The organism is Pseudoxanthomonas sp. GM95, from assembly GCF_900109775.1.
Lineage (GTDB): Bacteria > Pseudomonadota > Gammaproteobacteria > Xanthomonadales > Xanthomonadaceae > Pseudoxanthomonas_A.
This window is the reverse complement of sequence record NZ_FOAX01000005.1, coordinates 68,069-94,367: the sequence shown is the minus strand read 5'-3', so window position 1 is coordinate 94,367 and position 26,299 is coordinate 68,069. Positions and strand designations below refer to the sequence as shown.

Sequence of the window (26,299 nt, the reverse complement as noted above, 5' to 3'; positions counted from 1 at the left end):
GCTTGGCCGCGCTTGCGTTGCGTAGCAAAGCAGCCATAGCGGCAGGAAAGAAAACCGTGCCTTTCGCTCTGATCCGCCCGGCTGTTTCTCTTCGTTTGACGTGGGCGCGCGCGATGACCGCGGCGCCCGTTCGCTCGTCACGTCATCAGCCTTCGTACAGCGGCTGGCCGTTGGCTGCGGTGACACCGCCATCCACCGCTAGGTTCACGCCCGTCACGAAGCCCGCGTAATCGCTGGCCAAAAACAGGACGGCCTTGCCGATGTCCTCTGGCGTGGCGATGCGCCCCAAGGGCACGCGATCCAGCTGGTGCTTGACCGTGGCGTCGTCGGCCAGCATGTCTTTGGTCATGCCGCTGGCGGTCATGGTGGGACAGACCGCGTTGACCCGGATGCCCTGGCGACCATGGTCGATGGCCATCGCGCGGGTGAGGTTGGTGATCGCGCCCTTGGCGGCGTTGTAAGCCGCCATGCTGATGTCACCGCCGACGCCGGACACCGACGAGGTATTGATGATGCAGCCCTTGCGCTTGGCCAGTTCCGGGATCGCGGCCTTGCAGCCGTTGAACACGCCGGTGACATCGACGGCCATGACCCGGTTCCAGTCCTCCAGCGCGGTCCGGGTGACATCGCCCTGGTGATGGATGCCGGCGTTGTTGTAGAGCACGTCCAGCCCGCCGAACCTGTCGACCACTTCCTGGACCAGGGTCTTCATGGCCTGCGCATCGGAGACGTCCACCTGCTTGGCCCAGGTGCGCTCCGCCGGCAGGCTTGCGGCCACCTGCTCCAGCAGCGCGACGTTCTGGTCTGCCAGGACAACCGTGGCGTTGTGCTGCGAAAACAGCCTGGCGGTGCCCTCGCCGATGCCGGATGCGGCGCCGGTAATCAAGACGACTTTGTCTTTGAAGTCCATGGGATTCTCCTGCAGTGATGGAAGCGATCGGTCATGCAGACCGTTGCCAACACTGTAGGAAGCAGGTTGTCTAGCGCTCGTCCATTTTCATGTGGAGATGGCGTAACACTTCGTCCGTACTGATGGAAAGGCATCAGGCATCAGCCATCAACACGACATGCCATGCACGTGACCGCCAGCTTCGGCGCCAATAACAAAACACCAGTGTTGCGCGAAGGTCTGCGCTGGCCAGGAGCAGGTGCGATGCGCAGGCATGGCCTTCGCCAGGGCAGCGTCGCGCTGGTCGGCGCCGCCGCTGCCGTCAGAGGCTCAGCAGCCTGAGCATGTCGGGCGATGCCGTGCCCAGGCGCTGGTCGATGCCGCGCATGGCCTGGAGGCTGCGCTCCAGCTTGGCGTAGACATCGCCGGCATAGTCCCAGCCCAGCACGCCGATGCTGCCGGTATAGCCGGCCCGGTTCAGCGCGGCAACCACGGCGAAGTTGTCCAGCTCGCCGCGATCAGGTGGCTCCATCGTCGCGACCTGTCCCCAGCCCAGCGGCGAGACCGCGCTGCCGGACAGCACCGCGTGCATCAGCCACGGCTGCATCGCCGCCAGGCGCTGGTCCAGCTCGCCTTCCTGCGCGGCATACCAGTGGTAGCCGTTGAAGGAGGCGCCGAGCTGGGGGTGGTCGAACTGCGCGCAGATCTGCACGACCTCGGTGGTGGTCTGGGTGACGTGGTGGAAGTGCGGATACAGCGCGATGCGCAGGCCGCGACGTTCGGCCACGCGCAGCAGCGAGGCGATGCTGCGCAGGATCGCGGCCTGGCCGTTGCGCGAGGTCTGCACGGCCAGCTCTATCAGCTCGACGCCGTCGACCGTCTCCAGGATCCGGCGCAGCAGCGCGTCGTTGCGGCCTTCATGCAGCACGCAATACAGCGCGGCCACATCCAGGCCATGGCGCGCCTTGACCGTGGGCAACAGCGACAGGTCGGTATAAGGCTGGCCGCCCCAGGCCGAGACGGTGATGCCGTTGTAGCCCAGCTCAGCCAGCATCTCGCACTGCGACTGGAAGGCATACACGCCCATCGAGGTGTAGAAGAACGAATCCAGCGCGTGGATGGGGTGCGGCAAGGCGGTCTGCTCCAGGGTCACGCGGGCGCGCCGCTCATCACGGCCCACTGCGGATGGTCGGCCAGGCGCTGCTCCATGGCGCGGAAGGCCTTCTGCGAGCGCTGCAGGTTGCCGTAGACATCGCCGCCCATGCTTTCCCAGCCCATCGCAGCGTAGCGGCCGGTGTAGCCGCGCCGTGCCAGCGCTCCCATGACCACGAAGTTGTCCAGCTCGCCTTCGTCCAGCGGCTCGATCGTGGCGACTCCGCCCCAGCCCAACGGCGAGAGTCGGGTGCCGGCGATGTTGACCTGACGCAGGTACGGCCATAGTGCATCCAGGCGCTGCTCGAGCTGTTTTTCCTGCGTCGCGTACCAGTGGTATGCGTTGAACACGATGCCCAGGTTGGGATGGTCGAACTGCCGGCACAGCGCCACCGCTTCGGTGGTGGTCTGCATGCCATAGCGCACGTGCGGGTAAAGCGCGATGTCAATGCCGCGGCGCTCGGCGATCGGGAGCAGGCGTTCCAGCATGCGCCGATCGCCGTCCTGAACCCTGTCGCCTGAGTGCAGCGCCAGCTCGATGCTGGTGCTGCCCTCCAGCGACTCGAGGATATTCGTGACGAAGCCTTCCAAACCCGGCCGATAGATCAGGTAGAGCGCACCGATATCCAATCCCCAGTCGCGCTTGACTGTCTGCAGGCTGGACAGCTCCTTGCTCCAACCCGACACGGTTAGGCCCTGGTAACCCAGCTCGGCCAGCATCTGGCACTGGGCTTGGAGCGGGTAGGTGCCTAGCTTGGTCTGGAAGATGAAATCCATGTGGTGCAGCGGATGGCTCATGCCGCCGCTTCCACTGCCACGGCAGGCGCAAGGCTGGGGAACACGGGCAGCAAGTACTGACCCAGCTCGTCAATGACATCGGCAGCCGGTCGACGGGTCGGCTTGAAGTGCAGGGCCACGTGCGACACGCCCTGTTCCTGCTGGCGTAGCCACAGCTCGCGTAACGCATTGCGGCCGCCGCGTAGCACCCTGCCTGGAATGATCGGCGCATGCGGGTCGCGGTCGAGGTCAAACATGGTGCCGTAGCCATATGGCGTGAATACCCCTTGCTCGCCGGCCGCGCGCCATTGGGCCAGAATCTGAGGGATGCGCATCGGGTCTGCGATGTAGGACAGAATGCCGTCGGTGTTGCGCACGGTCCATTCAGTGCTTTGGCCGGCATGGCCGATCACAACGGTAGGCAGTCGCGGCATCACTGGCTTGGGTACCAGATCTAGCCCGCCATCGAGACGACCGTAGAAGCTTGAGGTGTGGACAGGCCAGGACCGCTCAGTTGTAGCCCGGATGACGCCAAGCGCGTCGCGGAACCGCTCAGCCCGGTTCTCGAAATTGACGCCGAAGGCCGGGTATTCAACAGGCCGGTCGCCGGTGGCCAGGCCCAGGATGAAGCGTCCTCCGAGCAGTTGGTCGATGGTCGCCGCCTGCTTGGCCACGATCACCGGATCACGCAGTGGCAACACGATGCCTGCGGTGCCAATGGCGATGTCCGAGGTCACCGCGGCCAAGTAGCCGGCATAGACCAGCGGATCCAGTACCTGCCCGACGTCACCGAAGTTCGGATCGTAGAAAGGCACGTCGCGCAGCCAGATTGCGGCGAAGCCGGCTTGGTCGACCTTCTGTGCCATCTCAGCGTGGTCAAGGAGATGCGGGCCAACGGTATTTGGATAGCTTTCAAGCGGTGCGATGAACCCAAAGGTCAGGTGACCGGGCTGGAAGACGCGGGCATAGCCAGGGTGCGATGCAAGCGCAGGGGGAAGGTGGGTGGGTGCGTGCTGCTCAGTCATTGGGGTATCCATCGGCGGCGTCAGGCCGCCAAGCAGGACCTCACTCTAAGCAAGCGTATTGCGAAGAAAAATGGGTTAATTTTCCGAACATATCGGACCGAAACGCAAAACTGACCATGGACCGCTTCGCAGCAATCGAAACCTTCGTCCAAGCCGCCGAAACCCGTAGTTTCACTGAGGCGGGTCGACGCCTTGGTGTGTCCTCCTCTGCCGTGGGCAGGTCTATCTCGCGACTTGAGCAGGAGCTAGAGGTACGCTTGTTCCATCGCTCGACTCGTGCCATCACCCTGACGGCCGAAGGCCACCTGTTCCTGGATCACTGTTACCGGATCTCAGCAGAGTTCGAACTGGCAAGGGAACAGCTGAGCCATGCGGCAGGAAAACCGAGCGGTCGGCTGCGGGTGGGGCTACCGCATCTGGGGATCCATCTGATGCCAGATCTCATTGCCTTCCAGCAGCGCTACCCCAGCATTGAACTGGAGCTGGACTTCAGCGACAGGTTGGTCAATGTGATCGAAGAGGGCTTTGATGCCGTCATGCGCATCGGCGAAATCGATGATTCCAGGTTGACCATGCGCCGGCTTGATGGATACCGGCACCGGCTCGTGGCATCGCCGCAATATTTGGCCCGACGTGGGCAGCCCATGCATCCAGCGGAGCTGGCCGCGCACGCTTGCCTGAGGTACCGCTATCCAACCAGCGGAAAGCTGGCGCCATGGCCGTTGAAGGTGCCCACGCATGAGGCGGTCCTGGATATTCCTGAAACCTCGATCGCCAATGCGATTGATCCATTGATGCGCATGGCCGAGGCCGGCCTTGGCATCGCGCTGCTGCCGGATTTCATCATCAAGGACCAAGTCGGTGCGGGACGCTTGACTGTGGTGCTTGACCAATACGTCGAGGATCAGCGCAACTTTTGCATGTTGTGGCCGGCCAGTCGCCAGTCGCCTCCCAAGCTCAAGGTTTTCGTGGAGTTCATGGCCAACCGCTTTGGACCGGCTGGTGCCCTGGCAAACACGCTGGCCGGTCCTGCCGGAGCCGCGGCATGACAACATGCGTCAGTTCTGGCATGCGAGCTTGTACGTTGTGCGGGCTTGGCAGCGAGTATCCTCGCAATATGTATTCTCTCGATCTCACCAGCGCTTACGAGACTGCCCGCACGAGCGCTGCGCCCGGCGAGCTGCTGGTGCTGATGCGAATTAATGATGAGTCCACTGAGCTGGTGCATGGAACCGGACTGCATCCTGCTGTGACGCTGGCACTCCAGGTCGGTGCCGTGCGCGTGGTGCGCGAGCAGTTTAATGGTCGCTTTCCTGGACTGCTGCAGCTGGAGAACGCTATCGCGACGGTCGAGGACGAAGTCACCAAGCCTTGGTTGCCTCCTGGGCAAGCGCGAGAGTTGGTGCTCTTTGACGCGGGGCTTCATGACAACGTTGCGATTGAGCGAGCACACCACGATGCCCCGATTGCGATGGCGCTTGACGAGGTCGAACGCTGGTTCAACCGGCTGGTCGCCGTGGTTGCGGGCAGCCCGCCCTCACAGCAAGGGGTTCCTGATGATCCCGAATTCGCCGCAAGGCTGCTGATCGTGCGAGAGGCTTTGCATCACCTGAAGATCAGCGGGCTGCGACTAGAGGGGGCTGTTCAAGCAGGTTAGGTGCCGTTTTTCGGAAAGCAGCGCCCGTGTCGCGGCATTCAGGGCGCCAGTAATAGGCGCTCCTTGATATTGCCGTGCTCAAGCAGGGCGTGCGCATGTCCTGCCTCCTCCATAGGGATCAATCGATAGCGCGGAGCCGAGAGGGTCTGGATGTCCAACCAGCCCAGCAATGCCTCCAGTGTATGTGCTAGATCCGCTCCGCTCAGGCTCTCTGTTGAGTAGCCGGTCAATCGAACCGGGCGGATCAATTGCCACGCGTCAAAGCCGATGTCGGCACCGGCGACGGCACCGACCAGGCAGAGGGTTCCGTCGGCCGCCAAGGCTTCAACGCTGGATTTGAACGAATGACCGGCGGCGGTCTCAAGCACCGCGTCGAAAGCCTCAGCGGGAAAATTGGCCTTTTGCTCTTTGGCAACGACCACGACGTGGTCCGCTCCCTTTCTCAGCACGTGGTCAACATCTTCGAGCTTGGAGACCACTGCTGTCACTGTCGCGCCAAGTGCGTCACCGAGGGCGATCGCTGCACTGCCTACCTGGCCCGCAGCGCCAGTAACCAACAGGCGTTTCCCTGACAACGGCCCCATGCGCACAAGCGCTTGGTGTGCGGTTACTGCTGGCAATCCGAGAGCGGCGATATCGAAGAGGCTGTAGCCCAGGGGAATGGCTGCTGCCGCTGCGGCGGCCACGGTGACAAAATCCGCGTATCCGCCACTGCGTTCTGCGCGCACCCCGCCCAAGCCCTGCATCATCGTGATGGCTTGGTCACCCGGCTTCCAAGTGGTGACGCCAGCGCCTACTTCGGTGACCGTGCCAACAACCTCGACCCCTGGTGTGTAGGGAAATGGCTGGCTCTTGTGCACGGGCCAAATTCCGGCCCTGATCTTCAGGTCCGTGTGGTTGATCGCGGCGGCGACAGTGCGAATCCTGATGTCATCATGGCCAACAGGTGCAAGGGCCACATCCCTGCAGACGAGCACCTCTGGTGGCCCATATCGTTCGATCTGGATGGCGCGGATTTGGGTCATCTCACGTGCAAATGTTGTCTGTAATCAGTCGATGCAGGAGGCGCGCAGTGACAGGGAGTGACCAGCGTTAGGCTTTCAACAGGCTCCATCTGATGCTCGGCGGGGGTCTCGAATGCACGCATGCGGCTCTCATCCGCGGGCGCCGATGCGTCAGGCTTGGAAGCGATCAAACCCCTTGAACGGCTTCATGTAGATCGCACCAAACGGATCAAGGCGCTTGCGGATTTCTGCATCGGGTTCGCCATAGACAGTCAACTTGGCGAAGCGGACGTGATCAATGAATGGCTGGGCGAAAGGTGCGAAGGTCTGGTCGACGTGCGACACAACGCCGCTGGCGAGGTAGCGCTCGATGATATGGGCCGACTTACCGTCATCACTGATGCTGTACTCGTAGAGCAGGGTGGTGAGTTCTGTCGAAGTGGCTTCCACGGCACCACGGATGATTTCCTTGAAGCCCTCCAGCTTGCCCTCGATGATCTCCAGCTCGAAGACGCAGGTGATTCGATCAGTCATTGCGATTGTTCCATCCCGTGCTGCGCCAAGGAATTGGCGAGAAGCCGGCAACACTAGACCAGCTTTGAGCATTGATAAATGCTCGAGATGAACCATCATTGGAATCAATGGGCTTCTAATCGGTGTTGCACTTTGTTGGAGACCAGCTTAGCCAAATGCTTTGACGGAAAAATCCAGAAAACTTCTTAACTTGGGCGTGACCCGCCGGTCTGGCGCATACAGAAGATGCATGGGCCGGGAAGGGACCTTGTAATCGGGCAAAAGCTCGACGAGTCTGCCGTCAGCGATTGCCTCTCTTACCAGCTCCAGAGGTTGCAGCAGGATGCCAAGCCCCGCCATTGCCGCGCAGAGCAGGGGTTCCCCATGGTCGACCATCAGACGGCTGGTCACGGGCACGACCACTTTTCCTTCTGGGCCATCAAAGCTCCAGTGGGTTCGCAATTCTGTATGGGTGAAACCCAGGCAATCGTGGGCCTGCAAGTCCCACGGGGACGTGATCGGCGGATGGCCGGCAAGGTAGGAAGGCGCCGCACAAAGCACCAGCCTGTATGGGGCGAGCGGGCGTGCAATGAGTCCGCTGTCGGACAGTCTGCCTACCCTGAAGACCGCGTCGTATCCCTCATCGACCAAGTCGATCGAACGGTTGCTCAAGGTCAGTTCGACTTCCACCTTGGGGAAGGCTTTCATGTAGTCGGGTAGCTTTGCTGCCAAAGTGCGCATGCCGAAACTCACCGGCGCGTTGATGCGCAACTTGCCGGTCGGCACCGCCCTGGTCTCTTCCGCAAGATTTTCTGCCGCATCAACCTCGGCCAGGATGATGCGTGCCCGTTCGTAAAAAGCCCTACCGAAGTCGGTCAGGCTTTGTCTGCGCGTCGTGCGTGACAACAGCCGCACGCCCAAGCGGGCTTCCAAGCCCTGCACATGCTTACCGACCTGCTGCGATGACATCTGCAGCGCCGCTCCTGCGGCGCTGAAAGATCCCAAATCGACTGCTTTGACGAACACGCTGAGGCTGGTCAGGCGATCCATTGCAATCCCATCGATTCAAATGATGATCAATTCTAGTTATTTATCGCCTGCCAGTACAGGTTCAAAGTTCGCCCCAGCAACTCGGAGGCGAGAAATGAAGTACGCGGTCATCGGCACCGGAAAATTGGGGACTACCTACGCGACTGCCATTGCCCAGGCCGGGCTTGACCTCGTTATTGGCGCACGTGATCCATCGCACTCAGCTGCCCTAGCGAAGACGCTGGGCGGCGAGGTGGAGGGCGGCGGCATCTGCGCCGCGGTCAAGCTCGCCGATGTGATTCTCATTGCATTGCCTTATCCGGCCACACGGGACGCGATGCGCAAGGCCAGCGACCAGATCGACCTGGCCGGGAAGATCCTTGTCGACATAAGCAATCCGGTCACGCCCGATTACCAGGACTTGCAGGTCGGACCACACACCTCGGCCGCCGAAGCATTGCAAGCCGACTTGCCCGGCACCGTGGTGGTCAAGGCTTTCAACACGATCCTGGCCCAGTTGGTTCCGCCAGAGGCGCGCGTTGGCAGGCAGCTGCAGGTCTTCCTTGCGTCCGACGACGACGGCGCCAGGCGTCAAGTGGCAGCGCTAGCCACGGCGTTGGACTTCAGGGCTGTCGATGCCGGTCCGCTGCGCAACAGTCGATACCTGGAGTCGGTAGGGATGATGAATATCCAGTTCGCCTTTTTCCTGGGAGCCGGGACTGCCACGGCACCGGCTTGGTCGCACGCCTGACCTGACAATCGCATCCATCCATCAACAACAGACCCTTTCAAGAACTTAGATGAACAGACTTCTCGCCTCAGCGGTGATTGCCCTTGGTGCATTGGGGATCTCCGGCGCCAGCCATGCCGAAACAGCCTTGGTCGCGCTTGGGCACGACTATACATTTCCCAACAAACTCGAAGGATTTCCGTCCAAGCTCTCCGATTTCCCTGGGCTGTCGATTAACAGCTTTACCACCTCAGATCACGTCAAGCTGACCTACTGGGAGGCGGGCAAGGGCAAGCCGCTAGTGTTCGTGCCGGGCTGGTCAGCCAATGGCGCTGAGTACATCAACGTTATGTATCTGCTCAGCCAGCATTACCGCGTCATCGTGCTGGATCCACGTAACCAAGGACTGTCCCAGCATGTCGAGTACGGCGGCCGCATATCCCGCTTCGGTATGGACCTCAAAGAGCTCGGTGACCATCTGAAGCTGAAGAAGGCGACTTACGCGGGTTGGTCGATGGGCGCATCGGTGATCTGGAGTTATATCGACCTGTTCGGTACGGCAGGCATTGACAAGGCTGTTTTTGTCGACGAGCCGGTGTCGATCTATTCGCATGACGACTGGTCCGAGCAGGAGCGGCTCGATGCCGGTGGAACTACGACCTCGGCAGAGCGCATGGTGGCCGGCTTCACCAAGGGTGCGCCTCTCAACGCGCTGGTGACCGACCTGCGCCCCTGGGAGCGAGCCATGGCCAAGGACTCACCGTACTTCGTCAACTCCGAAGCCTTCGCCAGCGCTTTCGTCAAGACCGATCCGGATGCGATCTCGCGAGTTCTATTCGATCATGTCACCAATGATTGGCGCGACGTGATCCAGCACAAAATCGACGTGCCGGTCGCGATCTTCTCTGGTGACTACAGCAACAACCTGCCCAGCCAGCGCTGGATCCAGAAGACCGTTCCTGGCGCCAAGCTGTTCGTCTATACGAAGGAGGAGCAGGGCGACCATTTCCTTATGTTCAAGAATCCGATCAAGTTCACCTCGGATCTGCGCGCATTCTTGGAGCAATGAGTCGGGGCGACTCGCTTTAGTCGCCGGATCACTGAGCCACCAGCTGCATTTCCCAAGTTTTATCAACAGGAGTCAACGCTATGCCCGTCGCACGCATTACTTGGTTTGAAGGCAAGGATCACAAGGCCAAGGCAGCCGTCGCAGCCGATGTCACAGAAAGCATCGTCAAGCACACTGGTACTGATCCCAAGTACATCTATGTGATCTTCGAGGACGTCAAGGCGTCTGACTGGGCCGGATCCGGCCAGCTGTTTGGTAGCGACCCGGACGCAGCTTCCTAACGCTGCCAGGGCTGCGAGTCCTGCCTTTGTGGCTTCACTCGCAGTGTGGTGCTCGCCGCCACCATTAATTCCTATCAAAAACTCAGTGACCAACATGCTCGACGTTCTCAACAAGCGCACCTCGGCAAGTGTCTACGATAGTAGCCATGCGCTAAAGAAAGACGACATCATTGCTCTCGTCCACTCAGCCACGTTGGCGCCATCAGCCTTCAATCTACAGAATTGGCGCTTCATCGCCGTGCAGAGCGAGGCGGGCAAGGCCAAGTTGCTGCCGATCGCCTACGGCCAGCAGAAAGTCGTCGATTCCGCTGTGACCTTCATCATCTGCGGCACGCTCGAGCCCCACCTAGGCTTGCCAGCGGCACTAAAACCTGCGGTGGAGGCCGGCATCTTGGACGAGGCGACTTTCGCCGGCTGGGTCGGCGCCGCGGAAGCAATGTACGGTTCCAATCCGCGTTTCCAGCGAGATGAGGCCATTCGTTCGGGTTCGCTCGCCGCAATGACCTTGATGCTGGCTGCTCAGGAGATGGGCCTGGCATCAACCCCGATGATTGGTTTCAACGCCGACGAGCTGTCCGCTGCTTTCAATCTTGGTGCGACGGATGTACCGGTGATGCTGGTTACGGTCGGCAAGGCTGGCGCGGGCAACTGGCCGCAGAAGCCGCGCAAGGCCGTGCTCGAAGTGTTGAGCTTCGCCTGATTAGCCATGCGGTGGGAGTTCGAACTCATCTAGCAACGTTTGTTTCCTCAGCCTGCATCGAGTTGAAGTGGCCGTGCGCCCAATTGTGATTTGCGCCGGCTGCTTTCAAGTGTCCATCAATTTTCATGCTTGATCACACGCCGGTTGGCCTTCAGGGTTCAAGTTCATTCTCTAAGTGACACTCATGGATCGGCTGTCAGTCCGCTGTCTGCATGCATCCATCGGCGGTCGAAGGATCAAGATGTTTGGCTATGCGTAGCGGCCGCCTAGCGGCGCCGGCCAGTAAGGGTCGATACGCGGCCATCATCGGAGCATTGGCGACCGGTGGATTCGTTATCGGATTGAGCGAATTCGCCATCATGGGGCTGATGCCCAACGTGGCTCACGACTTCCATGTCAGCGAGCAAGCCGTCGGCCACCTGATCAGTGCTTACGCATTGGGCGTGGTGGTAGGCGCTCCATTGTTGGCGATCCTTGGCGGCCGTTTAAGGCGCAAGACGTTGTTGATGGGATTGATGGCGCTCTATGCGCTAGCCAACCTGCTCAGCGCACTTGCCCCGACCTATCACTGGATGATGGCGTTCCGCTTCATCTCAGGTCTTCCACATGGCGCGTTCTTCGGCGTTGCGGCACTGGTCGCGGCATCGGTCAGTCGAGCTGACAGGCGAGGCGCAGCGGTCGCGCGCGTGATGATGGGCATCACACTGGCCCTGGTGATCGGTAATCCCCTGGCCGTTGCGCTGGGCCAGGCGTTGAGTTGGCGCTATGCCTTCGTCGTAGTTGCCATCGGCGCATTGGCCACTGCGGCTTGCCTGGCCATTGCGTTGCCCCAGACCAAGGATGAGAACAATACCAATCCGCTTGATGAACTCCGCGATTTCAACAGCGCGCCGGTATGGCTGTCGCTGTTCACCGGCGCATTGGGCTTTGCGGGCATGTTCTGCGTCTTCAGCTACATGGCCACGACCATGCTGCAGGTCACCCATGTCTCCGAGCGTTGGATTCCATTTGCCATCGGGGCTTTTGGCGTGGGCTCGCTGCTCGGCGCCCAGTTTGGCGGCTGGATGACCGACCGGCTTAAGCAGCGCGCCATTCCCTTCAGTCTGCTCGGTGCAATCGCGGTGCTGGTGATCTACACACTGGCTGCCAAGTCCAGTCTGTTGATTATCCCCGCCATCGTGCTGGTGGGCACGATGGGGACGTTGGTCCCGATCATGCAGATCCATCTGATGGATGTCTCCCGAGGAGCGCAAGCTTTGGCATCTGCATCAAACCAGGCGGCCTTCAACGTCGCCAACGCGCTTGGCCCCTGGGCTGGCGGAGTTGCGGTTTCGGCTGGATTGGGTTGGGAATCGACTGGCGTGGTGGGTGCCGCCCTAGCGGCGATCGCGCTGCTGGCGTGGTGCCTCTCACCTCGCGCTTTTAAGGGACACGTTGCGTAGGAAATGGGCTTGGTTAACTCCGCGCGGTTCTCTTGGATCGGGTACGCTGCGATCAAGGGTGCCGTGAGACGAAAGGGAGCGGCAATGGGTGGCTGCGCAAGCATCCTGCTTATAGCCTGGCTCAACGTCGCGACGGCTGGGTAAATCGGAACGTAAGGTTGATTCGCGCTTTGGAAAGCCTGCAACGCATCATGGCGTGCTGCCAGAAACGCTGGGTGCTACCGGACATGACCAGCATGCTGCCGTGCGCCAGCGGTAGGTGAACCACTTCAGCATGATCATCGCGTCTTCGTAGGTCGAAGCGGCGTTCGGCGCCTAGGCTGATCGAGGCGATCACCGGCGCGGGACCCAGCTCGGGCTCATCGTCGGCGTGCCAGCCGATGGCGTCGTTGCCGTCCCGATATAGGTTGGCCAACACGGAGTTGAAACGCGCACCAGTGATGCGTTCGACCTGTTCGCGCACAACCAACAAGGTCTGGTTCCAAGGCGCTGGGTGCAGATCATGGGCCAGGGTCGAATAGCGATGGACTACATCGCCATGCCAACTGCTCAGGCGGGGCTGGGCAATGACCTTGGACGCGATATTGACGTGGTGCTGCTGCCAAGGGATCTCATGGCGCAGTCGTGCCAGCAGAGCGTCTGCGGACATTCCCAAGTCCGGGGCAGGGTGATAGTGCAGATCCGCGCCGCGCAGGCAGATCCTGATGGAGTCAGTGAAAAGGGCCAAGCGCGCTATTCCAGGCACACGGTCAGTAGCAGCTCAAAACAGTGTCAGCGCGATGCCATGATTAAGTACGTCCTGATAGAACGCGCGGTGCTCCTTAGTGAGCATCGGCGCCATATGCGGTCTGCTGCCCAACACCATCATCGATGGCGCCATGTCATCGTAGCGCTCCCATGGCGGCAGCCCATCGCCGTTGGGATCGCCGTGTTTCACGAAGTTAATCCAATAGTTGGACATTTGCGTGGAAAGCGCGGTGTCGATAGCGGTGAACGCACGGCCTGGCGCATGATCGAGCGTGGCCAGCGCATAGGGAACCTCGGAGGTATGGAAACTTCCCCATTCTCCGGCGCCCGGCTGGACGTGATCGAACAAGTACATGTAGCTGGCATTGTGGCTCGTCGCGGCGCGTTGCCGGGACCAGTTCCAAGTGGAGGCAATGCCACGCTCGCGACGAACCAGTCGATCCAGCGTCTTGAGGTCGCTTGCCTGGCTGACTCGATACAGCGTCCTGGCCTCCGGCGCCATCGGGCCAAACAGCTGGTCGATATCCGAAGCAAGTTCCTGCACCGTATCTGCTGGAAGACTGAAAGCCTCGTTGGCATTCATGCCCGCCAGGATGGGTGTGTCGATATAGGTGCCGGCCGCGCTTCCATACGGATCAACCGGAACGAAGGTGCCATCGATCACCGGTGCAAAGCGCAGCATGCCCGGGCCAAGCTTCTGTTCGGCCTCCATCAGCGATTGCGCCGGCAGGGCGCGTAGCTGATCGATGTCTGCAACGCCGGCGGCCTTGGCCAGCTGCAGGCCCACTTCCTGGGCCTTGCTGATCGAGGCGGGCGGCCGGCCCATGCCGGGGCCGCTCTCGGAGATGGCGCGGGCGAACAGGCCTTTGGCCGCGGGGCTGACCATCAGGTCGTGGATAGCCATCGAGCCGGCCGACTGGCCGGCAATGGTCACCTGCTCTGGATCGCCGCCCAGCGCCGCTGCGTTATCTCGCACCCATGTGAGCGCAGCCACGATGTCGCCTAAGCCATAGTTGCCGGCGCCGACACTTTCCTGCACTAACGCCGGATGGGCCAAGAAGCCGAATAGGCCAACGCGATAATTAAGATTGATGAAGACCACGCCCTTGGCTGCCATCGCTGCGCCGTCATAGATCGGCACTGAACCGGAGCCTGAGCTGAAACCGCCGCCGTGGATCCAGACCATGATCGGCAGCTTTTCCGGGCGGATCGCTGAGGGGCGCCACACGTTAAGGTAGAGGCAGTCCTCGCTGACCTTGCCGCTGACCTGGTACTCGACCGACCAAGGACCAAAGGCCCCAGATAATGATTGCTGGCAACTCGCACTGAAAGCGGTGGCTTGGCGAGTTCCGACCCATGTCGAGGCCGGCTGGGGCATGCGCCAGCGGTTGGTGCCAATGGGCGGGGCTGCGTAGGGGATGCCCAAATAGGTTTCGACGCCCTTGGACACGGTGCCTTGCAGGTCGCCCTGCGCCACGTGCAGTGTCGTGGCGGCAATTGCGTGCGAGCACGCGAGAGTGCCTAGCAGGAGCAGCAGCGAGGCCGCCCGTTGTGTTGCGGTCATGGATCACCGTGCGAGGTGCGGGTGAACATGGCCGGAGCCTGACATCCAGTCTCCGGCCACCGGATTACCAGGGCAGGGTCTTGCCGAGGTGGGTGAAGGTGCCGGTCGGGCCGTTCGCATCCAGCAAGGCCATCTCCACGCTGCTCTTGGCGCCGGTGGGGATGTCGATCTCACCCTGGCCACCATTCATGTCAGTCTGCACGTAGCCCGGATGCACGGCGTTGACCTTGATTGGGGTGTCGCGCAGCTCATAGGCCAGGTGCACGGTCCAGGAATTGACCACGCTCTTGGAGGCGTTGTAAGCGGGGATTTTGAAGTCATAGATGCCCGAGTTCGGATCGGTATGCAGACCGAACGAGCCCAGCTGGCTGGAAAGGCTGACGATGCGCGCGGCCGGAGCTGCCTTGAGCAGAGGTAGGAAGGCCTGGGTCACTTCGACCACGGCGAAGACGTTGGTATCAAAGGTTGCGCGCCACGTGTCCAGCGTCTGCTCAGAGGGCTTTTTATCGCCGGCATCCAACAGAACACCCGCGTTGTTGACCAAGATGTCGAGCTTGCCAAAACGCGAGGTGATATCAGCAACGGCCGCCTGGATGCTCTCGGTTTTGGTCACGTCCAGCGCGATCGGCTCGACAGCGAGGCCTTCGGTGTTCAGCTGGTCGGCCGCTTCGGTAGCGCGCTCCAAGCTGCGGCCTGCCAGCAGGACCAAGGCGCCGGCCTTTGCCAGCTGCCGACAGGTTTCCAGTCCAATGCCACGGGTTGCGCCAGTAACCAGCGCGATTTTCTGCGAAGTGTTCATTTTGATTCCTTTGAGTAAGGCCCTGACCTTGGATCCACCCTGAAAAGGGTCTGTGCAATCCAATCAAGTCAGTTGGGAAGTGTGCGTGAGGCCACTCTAGGACTGCGTGCGGACAAGATAAATTGACAATCCAGCTCATGATCTGAATCGAATCGATTGCAATGGCGCCTACGGGCATGTTTGCAATCAATAACCTGATCAATGGTGTCCTTCGCGCGCCAATCGACGCTGCGCCCAACGATCAAATCCTGCAGCTTCAGCTTTCGGCTCGTGCCAATTCATCACGATGTCGCAGAAGTTCCTGCGGAACCTCATGGCCGCGCTCGGCTAGAAAACGTGCGATGACAAAGTACAGAGCCTCAATTTCAGTCGAGCGGTCGTCCTGCCTGTGGCACAGCACGATCGGTGAGGTGATCAACTCGGCGAGGGGACGATAGGTGACGTCGGGGACTGCTACCAGGCGAGCTGATGAAGGGACGATGGAAACCCCGCATCCCGCGGCGATCATGATCAGCGCCGAATCGTACTGATCTACTTCTTGCGTGTTGGTCAGTTCTACGCCGCGCTTAGATAGCTGCGAGAGGACGTGATCGGCCAGGCTCGGACGGGGGTGGCTGGTGTAAATGAGGAAAGGCTCGTCCCGGATATCCTCCAGGGACATGACTTCCTCCTGGTTTGCCAGCGGATGATCGCTTGGCAGTGCAGCCACCATCGGTTCATGGCGCAGCACGATTCGGTGCACGCCTTCAGCCTGGATGTCGACCCGGCTGATGCCAGCATCGATGCGGCCTTCCCGCAATGCGTCGATCTGTTCCAGGCTGTTGAGCTCAAGCAGCCGCACCGTCATCAGCGGCAGGGCCTGTCGAAACAGCCGGATAATCGTGGCAAAGCTGCCGTGGAAGTTAGCCGGGACCACACCGAAGGTGAAAGTTGGCCGTTGACTGCTGAGCATGCGCTGCATGCTTGCGGTCATGGCCTCTGCCCTCTGCAGCAACTCCACGGCCTGGTCGTACAACAACTGACCGGCGGCAGTGAGGCTCAAGGGGCGAGAATCACGGTCGATCAGCTTGGCGCCGACCTCCATTTCCAGTTCTTGAATCCGCTGGCTCAACGGAGGTTGGGAGATGTGCAGCTCCTCCGCTGCCTTCACGAAACTGCGTCGCCGGGCCACCGTGACAAAGTAGCGAAGTCGCTTCAAATCCATATCAAAAAATGCCGTTGATGGAGGGCTCGGGGGCGTTTTTTCCGATTAACTTTCTTACTATATACCGTCTTGATATACACAGGACTGAAACGGTGTTTCGCTTCCCATCGCGCTGTTCCTAGTATCGCTGTCCGGCGGCCCCCGACCTTTAGGCTGCAGGAGCATCAAGATGAGCCAACAGATTTCGAGCGAGCGGAAGCCCATACGCGCCGCCGTTCTTCGTGTCGCCAAGACACCGCTGGTGTTTGAAGACGCTTCGCTAGAAGCACCTCGCGCCAACGAAGTCCTGGTCCGGATGGTGGCTACCGGTGTGTGTCACACCGACATGGTCGTGCGCGATCAGCTTTACCAGACAGCGCTACCCATGATCCTGGGCCATGAAGGCGCAGGCGTGGTGGAGAAGATTGGTTCGGATGTCACCACGATTGAGGTCGGTGACCATGTGGTGATCACCTATGCCTACTGCGGCTTGTGCGGTCCCTGTGCGACCGGCCATCCGGCCCACTGCCAGCACATGGGTGAGCTCAACTTCGCCGGTGGACGCCTAGACGGCACGTCGGCGGCGTGTGATGCGCACGGCGGTGAGCTTCATGATCATTTCTTCGGACAGTCATCGTTCTCCACCCACTCGGTTGTCAGCGAGCTCAATGTCGTCAAGGTTCGCAAGGATGTTCCCCTGGAGCTGCTGGGGCCGCTTGGATGTGGCATTCAGACCGGCTCGGGTGCAGTGCTCAACGCCCTGAAGGTGCACGCTGGTTCCTCGTTCGTTGCCTTTGGCACCGGTGCTGTGGGCCTGGCGGCGGTGATGGCGGCTCGGGTGGCTGGCGCAACCACGATCATCGCGGTGGACATCAACGCCGAACGACTGGCCATGGCTCTCGAGCTGGGTGCGACCCACGTCATCAATAGCCGTGAAACCGACCCCGTCGCGAGAATTCGCGAGCTGACCAACGGCGGCGCCGACTTCACCCTCGAATGCAGTGGCCGTCCTGAGGTGCTGCGCCAGTGCATCGACAGTCTCGGCATCCTGGGCAGCTGCGGCATCGTCGGCGCGACCCGTGAAGGCACCGAGGCCTCGTTCAACGTCAACGACGTAATGATTCCGGGCCGTCGCATCATCGGCATCGTCCAGGGTGACGTGGTCTCACGCACCTTCATTCCCGAGCTTGTCGAGCTCTATCGCCAAGGCAGGTTTCCCTTTGACAGGCTGGTCAAGTTCTACGACTTCGAACAGCTCAACCAGGCCATGGCAGACAGCGAAAGCGGCATCACGATCAAGCCGATCCTGCGCTTCCCCGCAGCTGCCTGACCCCATCCAGATTCGCTTCACGGAAAAAAGCCATGAAAACCAAATTGCACATCGATAACGTCGCCTGCCAGGCCAATGGCGGCGCGACATTCGAACGACGTCACCCGGTCACTAACGAGGTGGTTACCACTGGAGCGGCGGCAACGGTACGCGATGCCATCGCCGCTGCCGATTCTGCTGGTGCTGCTTTCGCTGCGTGGTCTGTGACCGGGCCATCCACGCGTCGAGCCATCCTGCTTAAGGCAGCCGACCTGCTAGAGGAAAAGATCCCGGAGTTCTGCGAGGTGATGGCCGCCGAAGTAGGGGCCTCAGCGCTGTGGGCCACTTTCAACGTTCGCGGTTCTGCTGCGCTGTTCCGAGAGGCCGCTGGCCTTGCCACGCAGATCCAAGGCGAAACCATCCCCACTGACAAGCCCGGCACGCTGTCGATGACCATTCGCCAGGCCGCAGGGGTTGTGCTGAGCATTGTGCCTTGGAATGGCCCTGTGCTTCTGGGCGCGCGCGCCATTGCATATCCGCTGGTCTGCGGCAACCCGGTGATCTTCAAGGCCTCGGAAAGCAGCCCCCGGACCCACGAGCTGCTGGTCGAGTGCGTCAACGCCGCAGGCCTGCCGCCGGGTGTGCTGAACTTCATTACTTCCGCGCCAAGTGAGGCGGGCGAGGTCACCGAGGCGCTGATCGCACATCCGGCCGTACGTCGTGTGAACTTCACCGGCTCCACGCGCGTGGGTCGCATTATTGCCGAGACGTCGGCGCGCTATCTCAAGCGCAGCCTGCTCGAGCTGGGCGGCAAGGCTCCGTTCGTGGTGCTGGATGATGCGGACCTGGACGGGGCTGTGAATGCCGCGATCTTCGGGGCATTCCTCTACCAAGGCCAGATCTGCATGTCGACCGAGCGCTTCGTCGTCGACGATAAGATCGCAGACGCCTTCGTCAGCCGATTCGCTGAACGTGCCAAGGCGCTGGTCGCAAACGACCCGCGCGACAATCCGGGTACCGTCATCGGGCCAATGGTCAGCGCCTCCTCGGGTGAGCGTCTCAACGAGATGCTCCTGGATGCGGTGAACAAAGGGGCGGTCGTCGTCGCGGGGCACAAGGCCCAAGGTGCCAGCATGCCCGCAACGATCATCGATCACGTCAAGCCTGGCATGGTGATCTATGACGAAGAGACCTTCGGACCGATCACCACGATCGTGCGGGTCCACGGTGACGAGGAGGCCATCAAGGTCGCCAACGACACCGATTATGGTCTCTCGTCGGCGGTCTTCAGTAGCAACATCAATCGCGCAATGAAGGTCGCTTCTCAGCTGCAGTTCGGTTGCGTGCACGTCAATGGAGCCACGGTGCAGAACGAGGCGCAGGCGCCGTATGGCGGCATGAAGAATAGCGGCTATGGCCGTTTCGACGGGCGCGCGGTGATCGATGAATTCACCGAGATCAAGTGGATTACCTTGGAGGACCCGGCCCAGCCGTATCCGTTCTGATCACGGGTGCGTCCGCGCTTCAACATGAATTTCATTCGTCAACGGCTGCGCCCCGTGCGCAGCCTTGTTATTTCGTTCCTGGCGTTGTCTGTGGCCGCCTGTAGCACCGGCGGCCTGACCACCAAGTCGCACCTGCTCCAACTCGAGGGGCATGCCAATGTCGAATTGCCGGCCGGCGTGGTGCTGTCTTCGGCAGCCTGGCCCACGGCGGATTGGTTCAAGTCCTTCAATGATTCCCAGCTTGACGCGCTGGTCGAGCGGGCGCTTGTTGGAAATCCCAGCCTGCAATTGGCACAGGCAAGGGTTGATCAAGCCACTGCAGTCAGTGGACTGGCGGGTGCCTCGCTGGAGCCGCGGATCGATGGCACTGGCAGCATGATGCGACAGCGCTTCAGTGATCACGGCACCACTCCGCCTCCTGTGGCCGGAACCTGGGACTACGTGACCCAGGTTGGCCTAGGTGTGCAGTACGAGCTGGATTTCTGGGGGAAAAACCGCGCTGCGCTGGCGGGTGCAGTTGGCCGCCAGCATGCGGTGGAAGTCGATCAGGCTGCTGCACGCCTGATCCTGATCACATCGGTGGTTCAGGGCTACATCGCCCTGCAGAACACCGATGATCAGGTGGATGTCGAGCAACGTCAGCTCGACCGGCAGCTGGACATCCTTTCGCTGACGGCGAACCGGGTGAGGGTGGGGCTAGATTCGCAGGTCGACCTTAAGCTGGCACAGTCACAGATCCCCGTACGCCGATCATCCATCGCCGCGCTCAAGGAGCGTCGCGAACTGCTGTGCAACGAACTGGCGATGCTGACCGGCGCGCCGGCCGGAAGTCTGGGGGCCCTCACCCGGCCGACAATGAAGCGACCGCAACAAGTGGCGCTGCCAAGCGTAGTCCCCGCCGAACTGGTTGGAAACCGACCTGACGTGGTGGCTCAACGCTGGCGGGTTGAAGCAGCCGGGCACGATATTGAAGTAGCCAAGGCAAGCTTTTATCCCAACATCAACCTGGTCGGATCGATGGGCCTGCAGAGTCGGGGCCTGGATGACGTAACCGACATTGGTAACCGAGTCTTCGGCATCGGTCCGGCAATCAACCTGCCCATCTTCGAAGGTGGGCGCCTTCGCGCAGGTCTAGCGCTGCAAAACGCCAACTACGACGCAGCAGTGGAGACCTACAACAGTACTGTACTTGGCGCCTTTCGTGACGTCGCAGACCAGCTGACCTCGTTGCGGTGGCTGCGCGAGCGCATGGCCCAGCAGCAGGACGCAGTGGCCACGGCCGACCAGGCGCTGGACCTTGCCAAGCGCCGTTACGCAGTGGGATTGTCCAGCCAGGTGCAGGTCTTGATCGCCGAATCGGCGGTGCTGCAGCAGGAGCGAGCACTAGTCGACCTTCAGGCGCGCGCTTTGTCATTGGACGCGGGCCTGCATCGAGCGCTCGGCGGCGGGCAGCTGCCTGCAGCAACACCAAGTGCCACATCCGACCCATCTACGGCCGTTGGCTCCACTCCTTCATCTTCCAAAGCCCATGGCCACTGAACCCTCTCCTTCCTTGTTGTCCCAAAAGCGCTTCCTGATCTGGGCGGCCCTGCTTGTCGTGGTGCTGGTCTGCCTCGCCATATATTTCATCAGCACAGCAGGACTGGAACGGACCCAGGATGCCTACGTTCAAGGCAACATCGTGCAGGTGACCTCCCAGATTGGAGGCACGGTGGTCTCCATCGGCGCTGATGACACCAACGCTGTCAAAGCCGGGCAGTCCCTGGTCAAGCTCAACCCCGTCGACTATCAGGTTGAGTTGGAAAGGGCGGAAGCAGCCCTGGCCACAGCAACGCGCCAGGCCCGGGTGCAGTTCCATCAGGCTGACCAGCTGCGCGCCGAAGTGCGGCAGCGACAAAACGATCTGACCAAGGCGCGCGAGGACCAGCATCGACGCGCGCAGGTCGCCGATAGCGGTGCGGTTTCCGGTGAGGAAATGCAACACACGCAGGACGTACTGAACAATGCGCGCGAGGCGCTGGAGGCAAGCAGTCAACAGCTCCAGCAACGCTTGGCGATGACCGATGGCCTGACGGTTTCCACCCACCCGGACGTGCTGGCCGCCAGTAGCCGGGTCAAGGACGCCTTCATTGCCCTGCATCGCACGACCGTGCCGGCTCCGGTATCGGGCATGGTGAGCCGACGTACCGTCCAGGTGGGCCAGCACATCGCCCCTGGCGCGTCGCTGATGTCGATCGTGCCTCTGGACCAGATCTGGGTGGACGCCAATTTCAAGGAGTCGCAGCTGCAACATATCCGGGTGGGTCAGTCGGTGACCTTGACCACCGATCTACTCGGCGGAGGTGTGATCCTGCATGGCAAGGTCAGTGGGCTCAACGCAGGTACGGGAAGCGCGTTCTCGCTGCTTCCCGCGCAGAATGCGACCGGTAATTGGATCAAAGTCACCCAGCGCGTTCCGGTGCGCATCGAGCTGGATCCTGCAGATCTCAAGCGCCATCCGCTGCAGATCGGGCTGTCTGTACACGCCAGCGTCGATACCAAGGGTTATACCGATCATTCTGTCACTCCGGTATCTACGACCCGCGGCCTTGGCACGACCGCTTTCGAGCAGGAGCTGCATGACGCCGACGCGCTTGTCCAGTCGATCGTCAAGAAGAACAGCGGATCGGCGACCGACCAGGACCCTGCAGCGCTCTGACCATGTCACGTCCACGCGCATTGCTTCCTGCGATCTTCCTGCTCAACGCAGTCGAGTTCCTACAGTCGGGCATGATTGCTTTCGGCGCAGGCCCGATCATGGGCGAGATCGGTGCCGGACCCGAGGAATTCAGTGTCATTGCCTCGCTGTATGCCTGCGTAGCCGTAGTGGCCATTGCAAAGCAGCAATGGGTGATCGAACGGATTGGCTGGCGCTCTTACCTAGCGGCCACGACATTGCTCTTCTGCCTGGGCGCGCTGATGTGCGCCCATGGAGATCGACTTGCTCCATTTGCCATTGGCCGGGTCTTGATGGGTCTTGGCGGCGGAGGGCTGATGACTTCCGCGCGTTTGCTGGTCAATTTCAAGCCGCCGGGGCCTGGCCGTTTCACTGGCATCAAGGTCTTTGCCAGCGGGCTGGGATTTGGCATGGCGTTGGCGCCGCTGTTGGCTGCGCTGGTGATCACCAGCAGTGATCGCTCCCTCATCTTCTATCTGCTGTGCGTGGTGATGATCGTGGGAAGCTTGCTTGCCGCGCTCGCGGTGCCGGCGCATGTGCCTCCCGAAGTCCTGCACAGCCAGGGGGGGGGAGGGAGGGTTCTGCTCCTTGCCTCCAGTACATTCTTCATGTTGTATCTGCTGCAGCGTACCTACTACGACTTCTACAGCGACACTTGGATCCTGATTGCGTTCATCGCACTTTCGGCCGTTGGCATCTACACGTTCGTCCATCTGCAGTACCGCCACCATGCGCCGCTGCTCAAGATACGAGAGCTGGTCTCACGACGATATCTTGCCGGCATGGCGCTGTTCGCGACAGGCTATGTGCTGCTTGGCGCCAACAACTACATGATCCCGGTATTCCTGCAGCGTGGTCTCGGCTTTTCTTGGGAGACTACGGGAATGGTCCAAGGAGCAGGGTTGGCAGCGGCGCTGCTGACCTGGATGGTCATGACCAGGTTGCTGCCCAAGTCGCCAGCGCTGCCTAAGTATCTCATCACCGGAATGAGCTGCCTTGCCATCTTCGCCTTCCAGATGACGCGAGTATCCCCGGCCTCGGACGTCCAGACCTCGGTGTTGCCCGCGCTACTGCTCAACGGGAGCTTCGTCATCCTGACCCTTGCAACGGCAGCGCTGCACACCTTTCGGGACATGCAGGGCAAGGACCACTTGTTCGCCCATGGCTATCAGCTCAAAACCATGCTCGCCCAGATCGCTACTGCATTGGGAACCGCACTGGCGACGCTTGTCCTGCAGTGGCGCTCGACGGTGCAGTACGACCATATTGCCGTTCGTATTTATCCCGGTTCGACGCCTTACATGGAATATCTACAGGCCATTGGAACGGTTGTGTCAGGCAACGGCGCTGATGCCAACGCCAGCCGTGTGGCACTGGCCAGCCTTGGGCAGGAGGTTGCGCGCCAAGCAACCTTGCTTGCCGGCATTGAATACTTCAAGGCAGTCAGCCTCTTAGGCGCTGGTATCGTGCTGGCGATGATCCTGCGCGTCACGCTGCGCTGGCTTGGCGCGTGGCGGGACCGTGCGCATGCTCCGCTGCGCGCGGCGTCGACAGAATGACGATGTTCTGGCGTGGCCCGCTTGGGGCCATGCCTATGGCATTATTGGCGGCGAGGATTAGTGCTAAATCTGATTCAACATTTGTCGCTGGAAGTTTTGAATGCGCATTGCAACAGTGCTGGCGCGGCTTTGCACTCGTGAACAGCGTGTAGTGCGCTTTACAACACGTTTGATGTCCATACACTCATTGGTCCCGTCGCGGGCATGAGTAGTCCAGGGATGGAGTTTCTGCAGACTCCCAAGGTTTTCACGGCTCCACGGTGAGCATCGGTCGGGCAGGCCGCCTTCTTGAACGAACATGACCGAGGGCTTTGGCGGCGTTGCCGTTGAAGACCAATCGCTCTCTTCTCGATTGACTAGCGCTTATCGCCAGCGACCCTTATGAAAGACAAGAAATCAAACTTCTGCGATATCGCGCTCCATGCGGGGGTCAGCGCGAGCACCGTCGATCGCGTGCTCAATGGCAGGGCGGGTGTCTCCTACAAGCTTAGACTCAAGGTCATTGCCGCCGCTCGCGAGCTCGGTGTGCCAAGGGTCCTGCCAACCGTCAGTCGTTCAAGCCTCCAGATTGATGTCGTGCTGCCCGCGGAGTCTTTGCCCGGAATCGAGGCGTTTCGACGAGCGCTTTCGGTCGAGTCTGAACGCTTCAGGGTGCCGTTAGACATCAATCTCCATCAGTTCACCACTGACGAAACCCCCAAGCTGATCGCATTTTTGAGAAGGAAATCGAAGCGGCGTCGTGGATTGATCATCCTGGAGCGGGATGAGGAGGCTATTTCCCGTGAGTTGTCTGTGCTTATTGAGGGTGGATGTCCTGTTGTTGCGCTCGCAGCCGCCAGGCCCGTGGTCGACGGTGCGCACTTTGCGGGGATCGATAGCCTCAAGGCTGCACGCACGCTCGCCGGGCTCATGGGACAGTTCATTCACCGCTCTGGAAAGGTCTGGATTGCTGTCCCTAACTTGGAAGAGCGGCTACATCATGATCGCTACGAGGGATTCCGCCAGGCGGCCGGCGAGCTGGCCCCGCACTTGGAACTGATGGCGCCTGTTCTGACACGGGGCATTGCGAGGGTGGGGCGGCAAGCGTTGAGCCGGGACCTTGCCAAGCATGGCGATATCGTGGGCCTCTACAACACTGGTGGAGGTTCGCAGGGCATCCTGGACGCGCTGCGCACCAAGGCAGGACATCATCTTCCTGTCTGGGCGGGATTTGGTCTGGACGAAGAGCACGCCGAGATGCTGGAGGAGGGCGTGCTGTCGCTTGTCGTAGACCAGGACGAGACGACGCAGGCCTCCAATGCCATCCGCATCATTCTCCAGCAATGCAGCGAGCTGCCCGCAGTGCCGGTGCCCCCTACCAGGTTTCATATCGTGACGAAGGAAAACCTGGGCCAGTTCAGTGGACTGTTTCACGCCCAGCAGGACAGCTGAGAGGGCGCTCTAGACCTCGTAGAACACGTTGTAGGCGGGGTCGAGTGATTCGTGGCCCTCTCGCAAGAAGTTACGCACGATCACCCTCATCGAGTCGACGAGCACCTGATCTTCCTGGGTTCGAAAACACATGAAGACCGGCAGCGTTGCATCCGGATCTGCCAGGCGATAAACAATATCGGGTCTGAGGTGGCGCGACGTCGCAGGAATCAGGCAGACGCCTACGCCCGCTGCCACAAAGGCCAATGCGGTATCGATCTCCTTGACCTCATGCACTTGGGGAGGGGCTACTCCGAAGGCGCGAAACATGGAGAGTGTTTTGTTGGCGAATCCGTCGGTGGTCGCGCCAACCGGATAGACGATCAGGTCATGCCCTTCCAGCATGCCGATGGACATTGGCTCGTCGGACTTGGCCAAGCCATCTTCACGCGGAAGCGCAATGAACAATCGTTCGTCGCGTGTCAGCACTTTAACGATGTCCCGTTCGACCAAGTCTGACCTTCCGAAGGAAATGTCGATGGTGCCCTTGCGAAGTGCGTCGGCTTGATCAGCCGAGAGCATTTCCTGCCAGCGCACCTCGAATTGCGGCATGGCAAGTCCAATGCGTTTGATGATTTCCGAGATTCCGCCGTAGACGATAGTCGGCGAAAAGCCGACCGTCACGACCCTGCGATGGTCGCGAGCGATCTTTTTTACTGACTCCTGCATTCGATCGGCACGCTCCAAGAGGATGACTGCCTCATCGTAGAGTCGCCTTCCTGCCTTAGTGAGCTGAAGTGGGCGTGCGTCACGATGGAAAAGAAGGGCCTCAAGCTGATCTTCCAGACGCGCAATCTGCTTGCTGAGCGCCGGCTGTGCAACGTGCAAGAGCTCCGCGGCACGAGTGAAGTTGCGCTGTTCTGCGACGACAACGAACTTGCGAAGCTGTTTCAACTCGATCATGGGTCGACCCGCTTGCAAGAAGGCATGCCGCCGAACCGACATTGGCGCCCACTGCTGTTGGCGGCGGTGTGTGGGAATAAGTGCACATCATAGGCAATGCGTCGCTGCGCGGCCACGATACAAGTCGCTGGACGAGCTTTGGGCGCATCGGCTGCGGCGCCGGATCTCCGCCTGGCCCCGCTATAACTAAAAAGGAATAGTTCCAAGGCAGTTTTGGTCTTGGACGAGATAAGGGACGAGGCGAAGAATATCGCTTGATGGATACGCGTCAAATGC

Annotated in this window: 25 protein-coding genes; 13 read left to right on the top strand and 12 right to left on the bottom strand. The window is 60.7% G+C overall.

Features of this window, described 5'->3' with window-relative positions:
• Positions 1–145 precede the first annotated feature (145 nt).
• The 4 genes from BMZ17_RS20225 to BMZ17_RS20210 form a co-directional block, all read right to left on the bottom strand.
• Positions 146–910, bottom strand: a complete 765-nt coding sequence (locus tag BMZ17_RS20225) for a meso-2,3-butanediol dehydrogenase (RefSeq protein WP_093144210.1) — start codon at positions 908–910, stop codon at positions 146–148.
• 301 nt (positions 911–1,211) lie between these two features.
• Positions 1,212–2,021, bottom strand: a complete 810-nt coding sequence (locus BMZ17_RS20220; protein WP_093144268.1) for a sugar phosphate isomerase/epimerase family protein — start codon at positions 2,019–2,021, stop codon at positions 1,212–1,214.
• Between the two features lie 17 nt (positions 2,022–2,038).
• Positions 2,039–2,839: a sugar phosphate isomerase/epimerase family protein gene (locus BMZ17_RS20215; RefSeq protein ID WP_093144208.1), complete on the bottom strand. Its 801-nt coding sequence runs from the start codon at positions 2,837–2,839 to the stop codon at positions 2,039–2,041.
• Positions 2,836–3,843, bottom strand: a complete 1,008-nt coding sequence (locus tag BMZ17_RS20210; RefSeq protein WP_093144206.1) for an LLM class oxidoreductase — start codon at positions 3,841–3,843, stop codon at positions 2,836–2,838. The genes BMZ17_RS20215 and BMZ17_RS20210 overlap by 4 nt, the downstream gene beginning before the upstream one ends.
• Before the next feature lie 116 nt (positions 3,844–3,959).
• Between BMZ17_RS20210 and BMZ17_RS20205 the strand changes: the two genes are divergently transcribed.
• A complete protein-coding gene (locus BMZ17_RS20205; protein WP_093144204.1) occupies positions 3,960–4,892 on the top strand; it encodes a LysR family transcriptional regulator in 933 nt (310 codons plus the stop codon).
• Between the two features lie 68 nt (positions 4,893–4,960).
• The gene (locus BMZ17_RS20200) at positions 4,961–5,500 is read left to right on the top strand and encodes a hypothetical protein (protein WP_093144202.1); all 540 of its coding nucleotides are present in this window, start codon (positions 4,961–4,963) and stop codon (positions 5,498–5,500) included.
• A gap of 38 nt (positions 5,501–5,538) precedes the next feature.
• Here the strand turns inward: BMZ17_RS20200 and BMZ17_RS20195 are convergent, their stop codons facing one another.
• From BMZ17_RS20195 to BMZ17_RS20185, 3 genes are all read right to left on the bottom strand, one after another.
• The gene (locus BMZ17_RS20195; RefSeq protein ID WP_093144200.1) at positions 5,539–6,525 is read right to left on the bottom strand and encodes a quinone oxidoreductase family protein; all 987 of its coding nucleotides are present in this window, start codon (positions 6,523–6,525) and stop codon (positions 5,539–5,541) included.
• Between the two features lie 150 nt (positions 6,526–6,675).
• On the bottom strand, positions 6,676–7,038 hold the full coding sequence (locus BMZ17_RS20190) for a hypothetical protein (protein ID WP_093144197.1): 363 nt from the start codon (positions 7,036–7,038) through the stop codon (positions 6,676–6,678).
• Between the two features lie 147 nt (positions 7,039–7,185).
• Positions 7,186–8,067: a LysR family transcriptional regulator gene (locus BMZ17_RS20185; RefSeq protein ID WP_093144194.1), complete on the bottom strand. Its 882-nt coding sequence runs from the start codon at positions 8,065–8,067 to the stop codon at positions 7,186–7,188.
• A 94-nt stretch (positions 8,068–8,161) separates the two neighbouring features.
• Here BMZ17_RS20185 and BMZ17_RS20180 point away from each other — a divergent pair, with 94 nt between their 5' ends.
• From BMZ17_RS20180 to BMZ17_RS20160, 5 genes are all read left to right on the top strand, one after another.
• A complete protein-coding gene (locus tag BMZ17_RS20180; protein WP_093144191.1) occupies positions 8,162–8,797 on the top strand; it encodes an NADPH-dependent F420 reductase in 636 nt (211 codons plus the stop codon).
• Positions 8,798–8,846: 49 nt separating this feature from the next.
• Positions 8,847–9,845 carry an alpha/beta fold hydrolase gene (locus BMZ17_RS20175; RefSeq protein WP_093144189.1) on the top strand — a complete coding sequence of 333 codons (999 nt, stop codon included), beginning with the start codon at positions 8,847–8,849 and terminating at the stop codon, positions 9,843–9,845.
• Positions 9,846–9,925: 80 nt separating this feature from the next.
• Positions 9,926–10,126 (top strand): tautomerase family protein, encoded by a 201-nt coding sequence (locus tag BMZ17_RS20170; RefSeq protein WP_093144187.1) that lies wholly within the window; start codon positions 9,926–9,928, stop codon positions 10,124–10,126.
• Positions 10,127–10,220: 94 nt separating this feature from the next.
• Positions 10,221–10,826 carry a nitroreductase family protein gene (locus BMZ17_RS20165; RefSeq protein ID WP_254775499.1) on the top strand — a complete coding sequence of 202 codons (606 nt, stop codon included), beginning with the start codon at positions 10,221–10,223 and terminating at the stop codon, positions 10,824–10,826.
• Positions 10,827–11,038: 212 nt separating this feature from the next.
• Positions 11,039–12,268 carry an MFS transporter gene (locus BMZ17_RS20160; protein WP_343124191.1) on the top strand — a complete coding sequence of 410 codons (1,230 nt, stop codon included), beginning with the start codon at positions 11,039–11,041 and terminating at the stop codon, positions 12,266–12,268.
• Positions 12,269–12,389: 121 nt separating this feature from the next.
• On the opposite strand, the gene BMZ17_RS20155 is transcribed toward BMZ17_RS20160, so the two are convergent.
• The 4 genes from BMZ17_RS20155 to BMZ17_RS20140 form a co-directional block, all read right to left on the bottom strand.
• Positions 12,390–12,995 carry an alpha-ketoglutarate-dependent dioxygenase AlkB family protein gene (locus tag BMZ17_RS20155; RefSeq protein ID WP_254775487.1) on the bottom strand — a complete coding sequence of 202 codons (606 nt, stop codon included), beginning with the start codon at positions 12,993–12,995 and terminating at the stop codon, positions 12,390–12,392.
• 33 nt (positions 12,996–13,028) lie between these two features.
• A complete protein-coding gene (locus BMZ17_RS20150; RefSeq protein WP_093144175.1) occupies positions 13,029–14,579 on the bottom strand; it encodes a carboxylesterase/lipase family protein in 1,551 nt (516 codons plus the stop codon).
• A gap of 64 nt (positions 14,580–14,643) precedes the next feature.
• Complete coding sequence (locus BMZ17_RS20145; RefSeq protein WP_093144173.1) at positions 14,644–15,378, bottom strand: SDR family oxidoreductase; 735 nt, start codon at positions 15,376–15,378, stop codon at positions 14,644–14,646.
• Between the two features lie 256 nt (positions 15,379–15,634).
• Positions 15,635–16,582, bottom strand: a complete 948-nt coding sequence (locus BMZ17_RS20140) for a LysR family transcriptional regulator (RefSeq protein ID WP_093144170.1) — start codon at positions 16,580–16,582, stop codon at positions 15,635–15,637.
• A gap of 169 nt (positions 16,583–16,751) precedes the next feature.
• Here BMZ17_RS20140 and BMZ17_RS20135 point away from each other — a divergent pair, with 169 nt between their 5' ends.
• The 6 genes from BMZ17_RS20135 to BMZ17_RS20110 all read left to right on the top strand — a co-directional run bounded on the left by BMZ17_RS20135 (position 16,752) and on the right by BMZ17_RS20110 (position 25,081).
• The gene (locus BMZ17_RS20135; RefSeq protein WP_093144168.1) at positions 16,752–17,891 is read left to right on the top strand and encodes an NAD(P)-dependent alcohol dehydrogenase; all 1,140 of its coding nucleotides are present in this window, start codon (positions 16,752–16,754) and stop codon (positions 17,889–17,891) included.
• Between the two features lie 32 nt (positions 17,892–17,923).
• Positions 17,924–19,375 (top strand): aldehyde dehydrogenase, encoded by a 1,452-nt coding sequence (locus BMZ17_RS20130; protein ID WP_093144166.1) that lies wholly within the window; start codon positions 17,924–17,926, stop codon positions 19,373–19,375.
• Between the two features lie 24 nt (positions 19,376–19,399).
• Positions 19,400–20,914 carry an efflux transporter outer membrane subunit gene (locus BMZ17_RS20125; RefSeq protein ID WP_093144164.1) on the top strand — a complete coding sequence of 505 codons (1,515 nt, stop codon included), beginning with the start codon at positions 19,400–19,402 and terminating at the stop codon, positions 20,912–20,914.
• The gene (locus tag BMZ17_RS20120) at positions 20,904–22,073 is read left to right on the top strand and encodes an HlyD/EmrA/EmrK family protein (protein ID WP_093144161.1); all 1,170 of its coding nucleotides are present in this window, start codon (positions 20,904–20,906) and stop codon (positions 22,071–22,073) included. Before BMZ17_RS20125 ends, BMZ17_RS20120 begins: the two co-directional genes overlap by 11 nt.
• Positions 22,074–22,075: 2 nt before the next feature.
• A complete protein-coding gene (locus tag BMZ17_RS20115) occupies positions 22,076–23,650 on the top strand; it encodes an MFS transporter (RefSeq protein ID WP_093144159.1) in 1,575 nt (524 codons plus the stop codon).
• Between the two features lie 381 nt (positions 23,651–24,031).
• On the top strand, positions 24,032–25,081 hold the full coding sequence (locus BMZ17_RS20110) for a LacI family DNA-binding transcriptional regulator (RefSeq protein ID WP_093144156.1): 1,050 nt from the start codon (positions 24,032–24,034) through the stop codon (positions 25,079–25,081).
• A 9-nt stretch (positions 25,082–25,090) separates the two neighbouring features.
• On the opposite strand, the gene BMZ17_RS20105 is transcribed toward BMZ17_RS20110, so the two are convergent.
• Positions 25,091–26,023, bottom strand: coding sequence for a LysR family transcriptional regulator (locus BMZ17_RS20105; protein WP_175485701.1), 933 nt, complete (start codon positions 26,021–26,023; stop codon positions 25,091–25,093).
• Positions 26,024–26,299 lie beyond the last annotated feature (276 nt).

Bases quoted from the DNA above. Each gene is read 5' to 3' on its own strand.
- BMZ17_RS20225 (WP_093144210.1), bottom strand. From the start codon at position 910: ATGGACTTCAAAGACAAAGTCGTCTTGATTACCGGCGCCGCATCCGGC.
- BMZ17_RS20215 (WP_093144208.1), bottom strand. From the start codon at position 2,839: ATGAGCCATCCGCTGCACCACATGGATTTCATCTTCCAGACCAAGCTA.
- BMZ17_RS20210 (WP_093144206.1), bottom strand. From the start codon at position 3,843: ATGACTGAGCAGCACGCACCCACCCACCTTCCCCCTGCGCTTGCATCG.
- BMZ17_RS20205 (WP_093144204.1), top strand. From the start codon at position 3,960: ATGGACCGCTTCGCAGCAATCGAAACCTTCGTCCAAGCCGCCGAAACC.
- BMZ17_RS20200 (WP_093144202.1), top strand. From the start codon at position 4,961: ATGTATTCTCTCGATCTCACCAGCGCTTACGAGACTGCCCGCACGAGC.
- BMZ17_RS20195 (WP_093144200.1), bottom strand. From the start codon at position 6,525: ATGACCCAAATCCGCGCCATCCAGATCGAACGATATGGGCCACCAGAG.
- BMZ17_RS20190 (WP_093144197.1), bottom strand. From the start codon at position 7,038: ATGACTGATCGAATCACCTGCGTCTTCGAGCTGGAGATCATCGAGGGC.
- BMZ17_RS20185 (WP_093144194.1), bottom strand. From the start codon at position 8,067: ATGGATCGCCTGACCAGCCTCAGCGTGTTCGTCAAAGCAGTCGATTTG.
- BMZ17_RS20180 (WP_093144191.1), top strand. From the start codon at position 8,162: ATGAAGTACGCGGTCATCGGCACCGGAAAATTGGGGACTACCTACGCG.
- BMZ17_RS20175 (WP_093144189.1), top strand. From the start codon at position 8,847: ATGAACAGACTTCTCGCCTCAGCGGTGATTGCCCTTGGTGCATTGGGG.
- BMZ17_RS20170 (WP_093144187.1), top strand. From the start codon at position 9,926: ATGCCCGTCGCACGCATTACTTGGTTTGAAGGCAAGGATCACAAGGCC.
- BMZ17_RS20165 (WP_254775499.1), top strand. From the start codon at position 10,221: ATGCTCGACGTTCTCAACAAGCGCACCTCGGCAAGTGTCTACGATAGT.
- BMZ17_RS20160 (WP_343124191.1), top strand. From the start codon at position 11,039: ATGCATCCATCGGCGGTCGAAGGATCAAGATGTTTGGCTATGCGTAGC.
- BMZ17_RS20150 (WP_093144175.1), bottom strand. From the start codon at position 14,579: ATGACCGCAACACAACGGGCGGCCTCGCTGCTGCTCCTGCTAGGCACT.
- BMZ17_RS20145 (WP_093144173.1), bottom strand. From the start codon at position 15,378: ATGAACACTTCGCAGAAAATCGCGCTGGTTACTGGCGCAACCCGTGGC.
- BMZ17_RS20140 (WP_093144170.1), bottom strand. From the start codon at position 16,582: ATGGATTTGAAGCGACTTCGCTACTTTGTCACGGTGGCCCGGCGACGC.
- BMZ17_RS20135 (WP_093144168.1), top strand. From the start codon at position 16,752: ATGAGCCAACAGATTTCGAGCGAGCGGAAGCCCATACGCGCCGCCGTT.
- BMZ17_RS20130 (WP_093144166.1), top strand. From the start codon at position 17,924: ATGAAAACCAAATTGCACATCGATAACGTCGCCTGCCAGGCCAATGGC.
- BMZ17_RS20125 (WP_093144164.1), top strand. From the start codon at position 19,400: ATGAATTTCATTCGTCAACGGCTGCGCCCCGTGCGCAGCCTTGTTATT.
- BMZ17_RS20120 (WP_093144161.1), top strand. From the start codon at position 20,904: ATGGCCACTGAACCCTCTCCTTCCTTGTTGTCCCAAAAGCGCTTCCTG.
- BMZ17_RS20115 (WP_093144159.1), top strand. From the start codon at position 22,076: ATGTCACGTCCACGCGCATTGCTTCCTGCGATCTTCCTGCTCAACGCA.
- BMZ17_RS20110 (WP_093144156.1), top strand. From the start codon at position 24,032: ATGAAAGACAAGAAATCAAACTTCTGCGATATCGCGCTCCATGCGGGG.
- BMZ17_RS20105 (WP_175485701.1), bottom strand. From the start codon at position 26,023: ATGATCGAGTTGAAACAGCTTCGCAAGTTCGTTGTCGTCGCAGAACAG.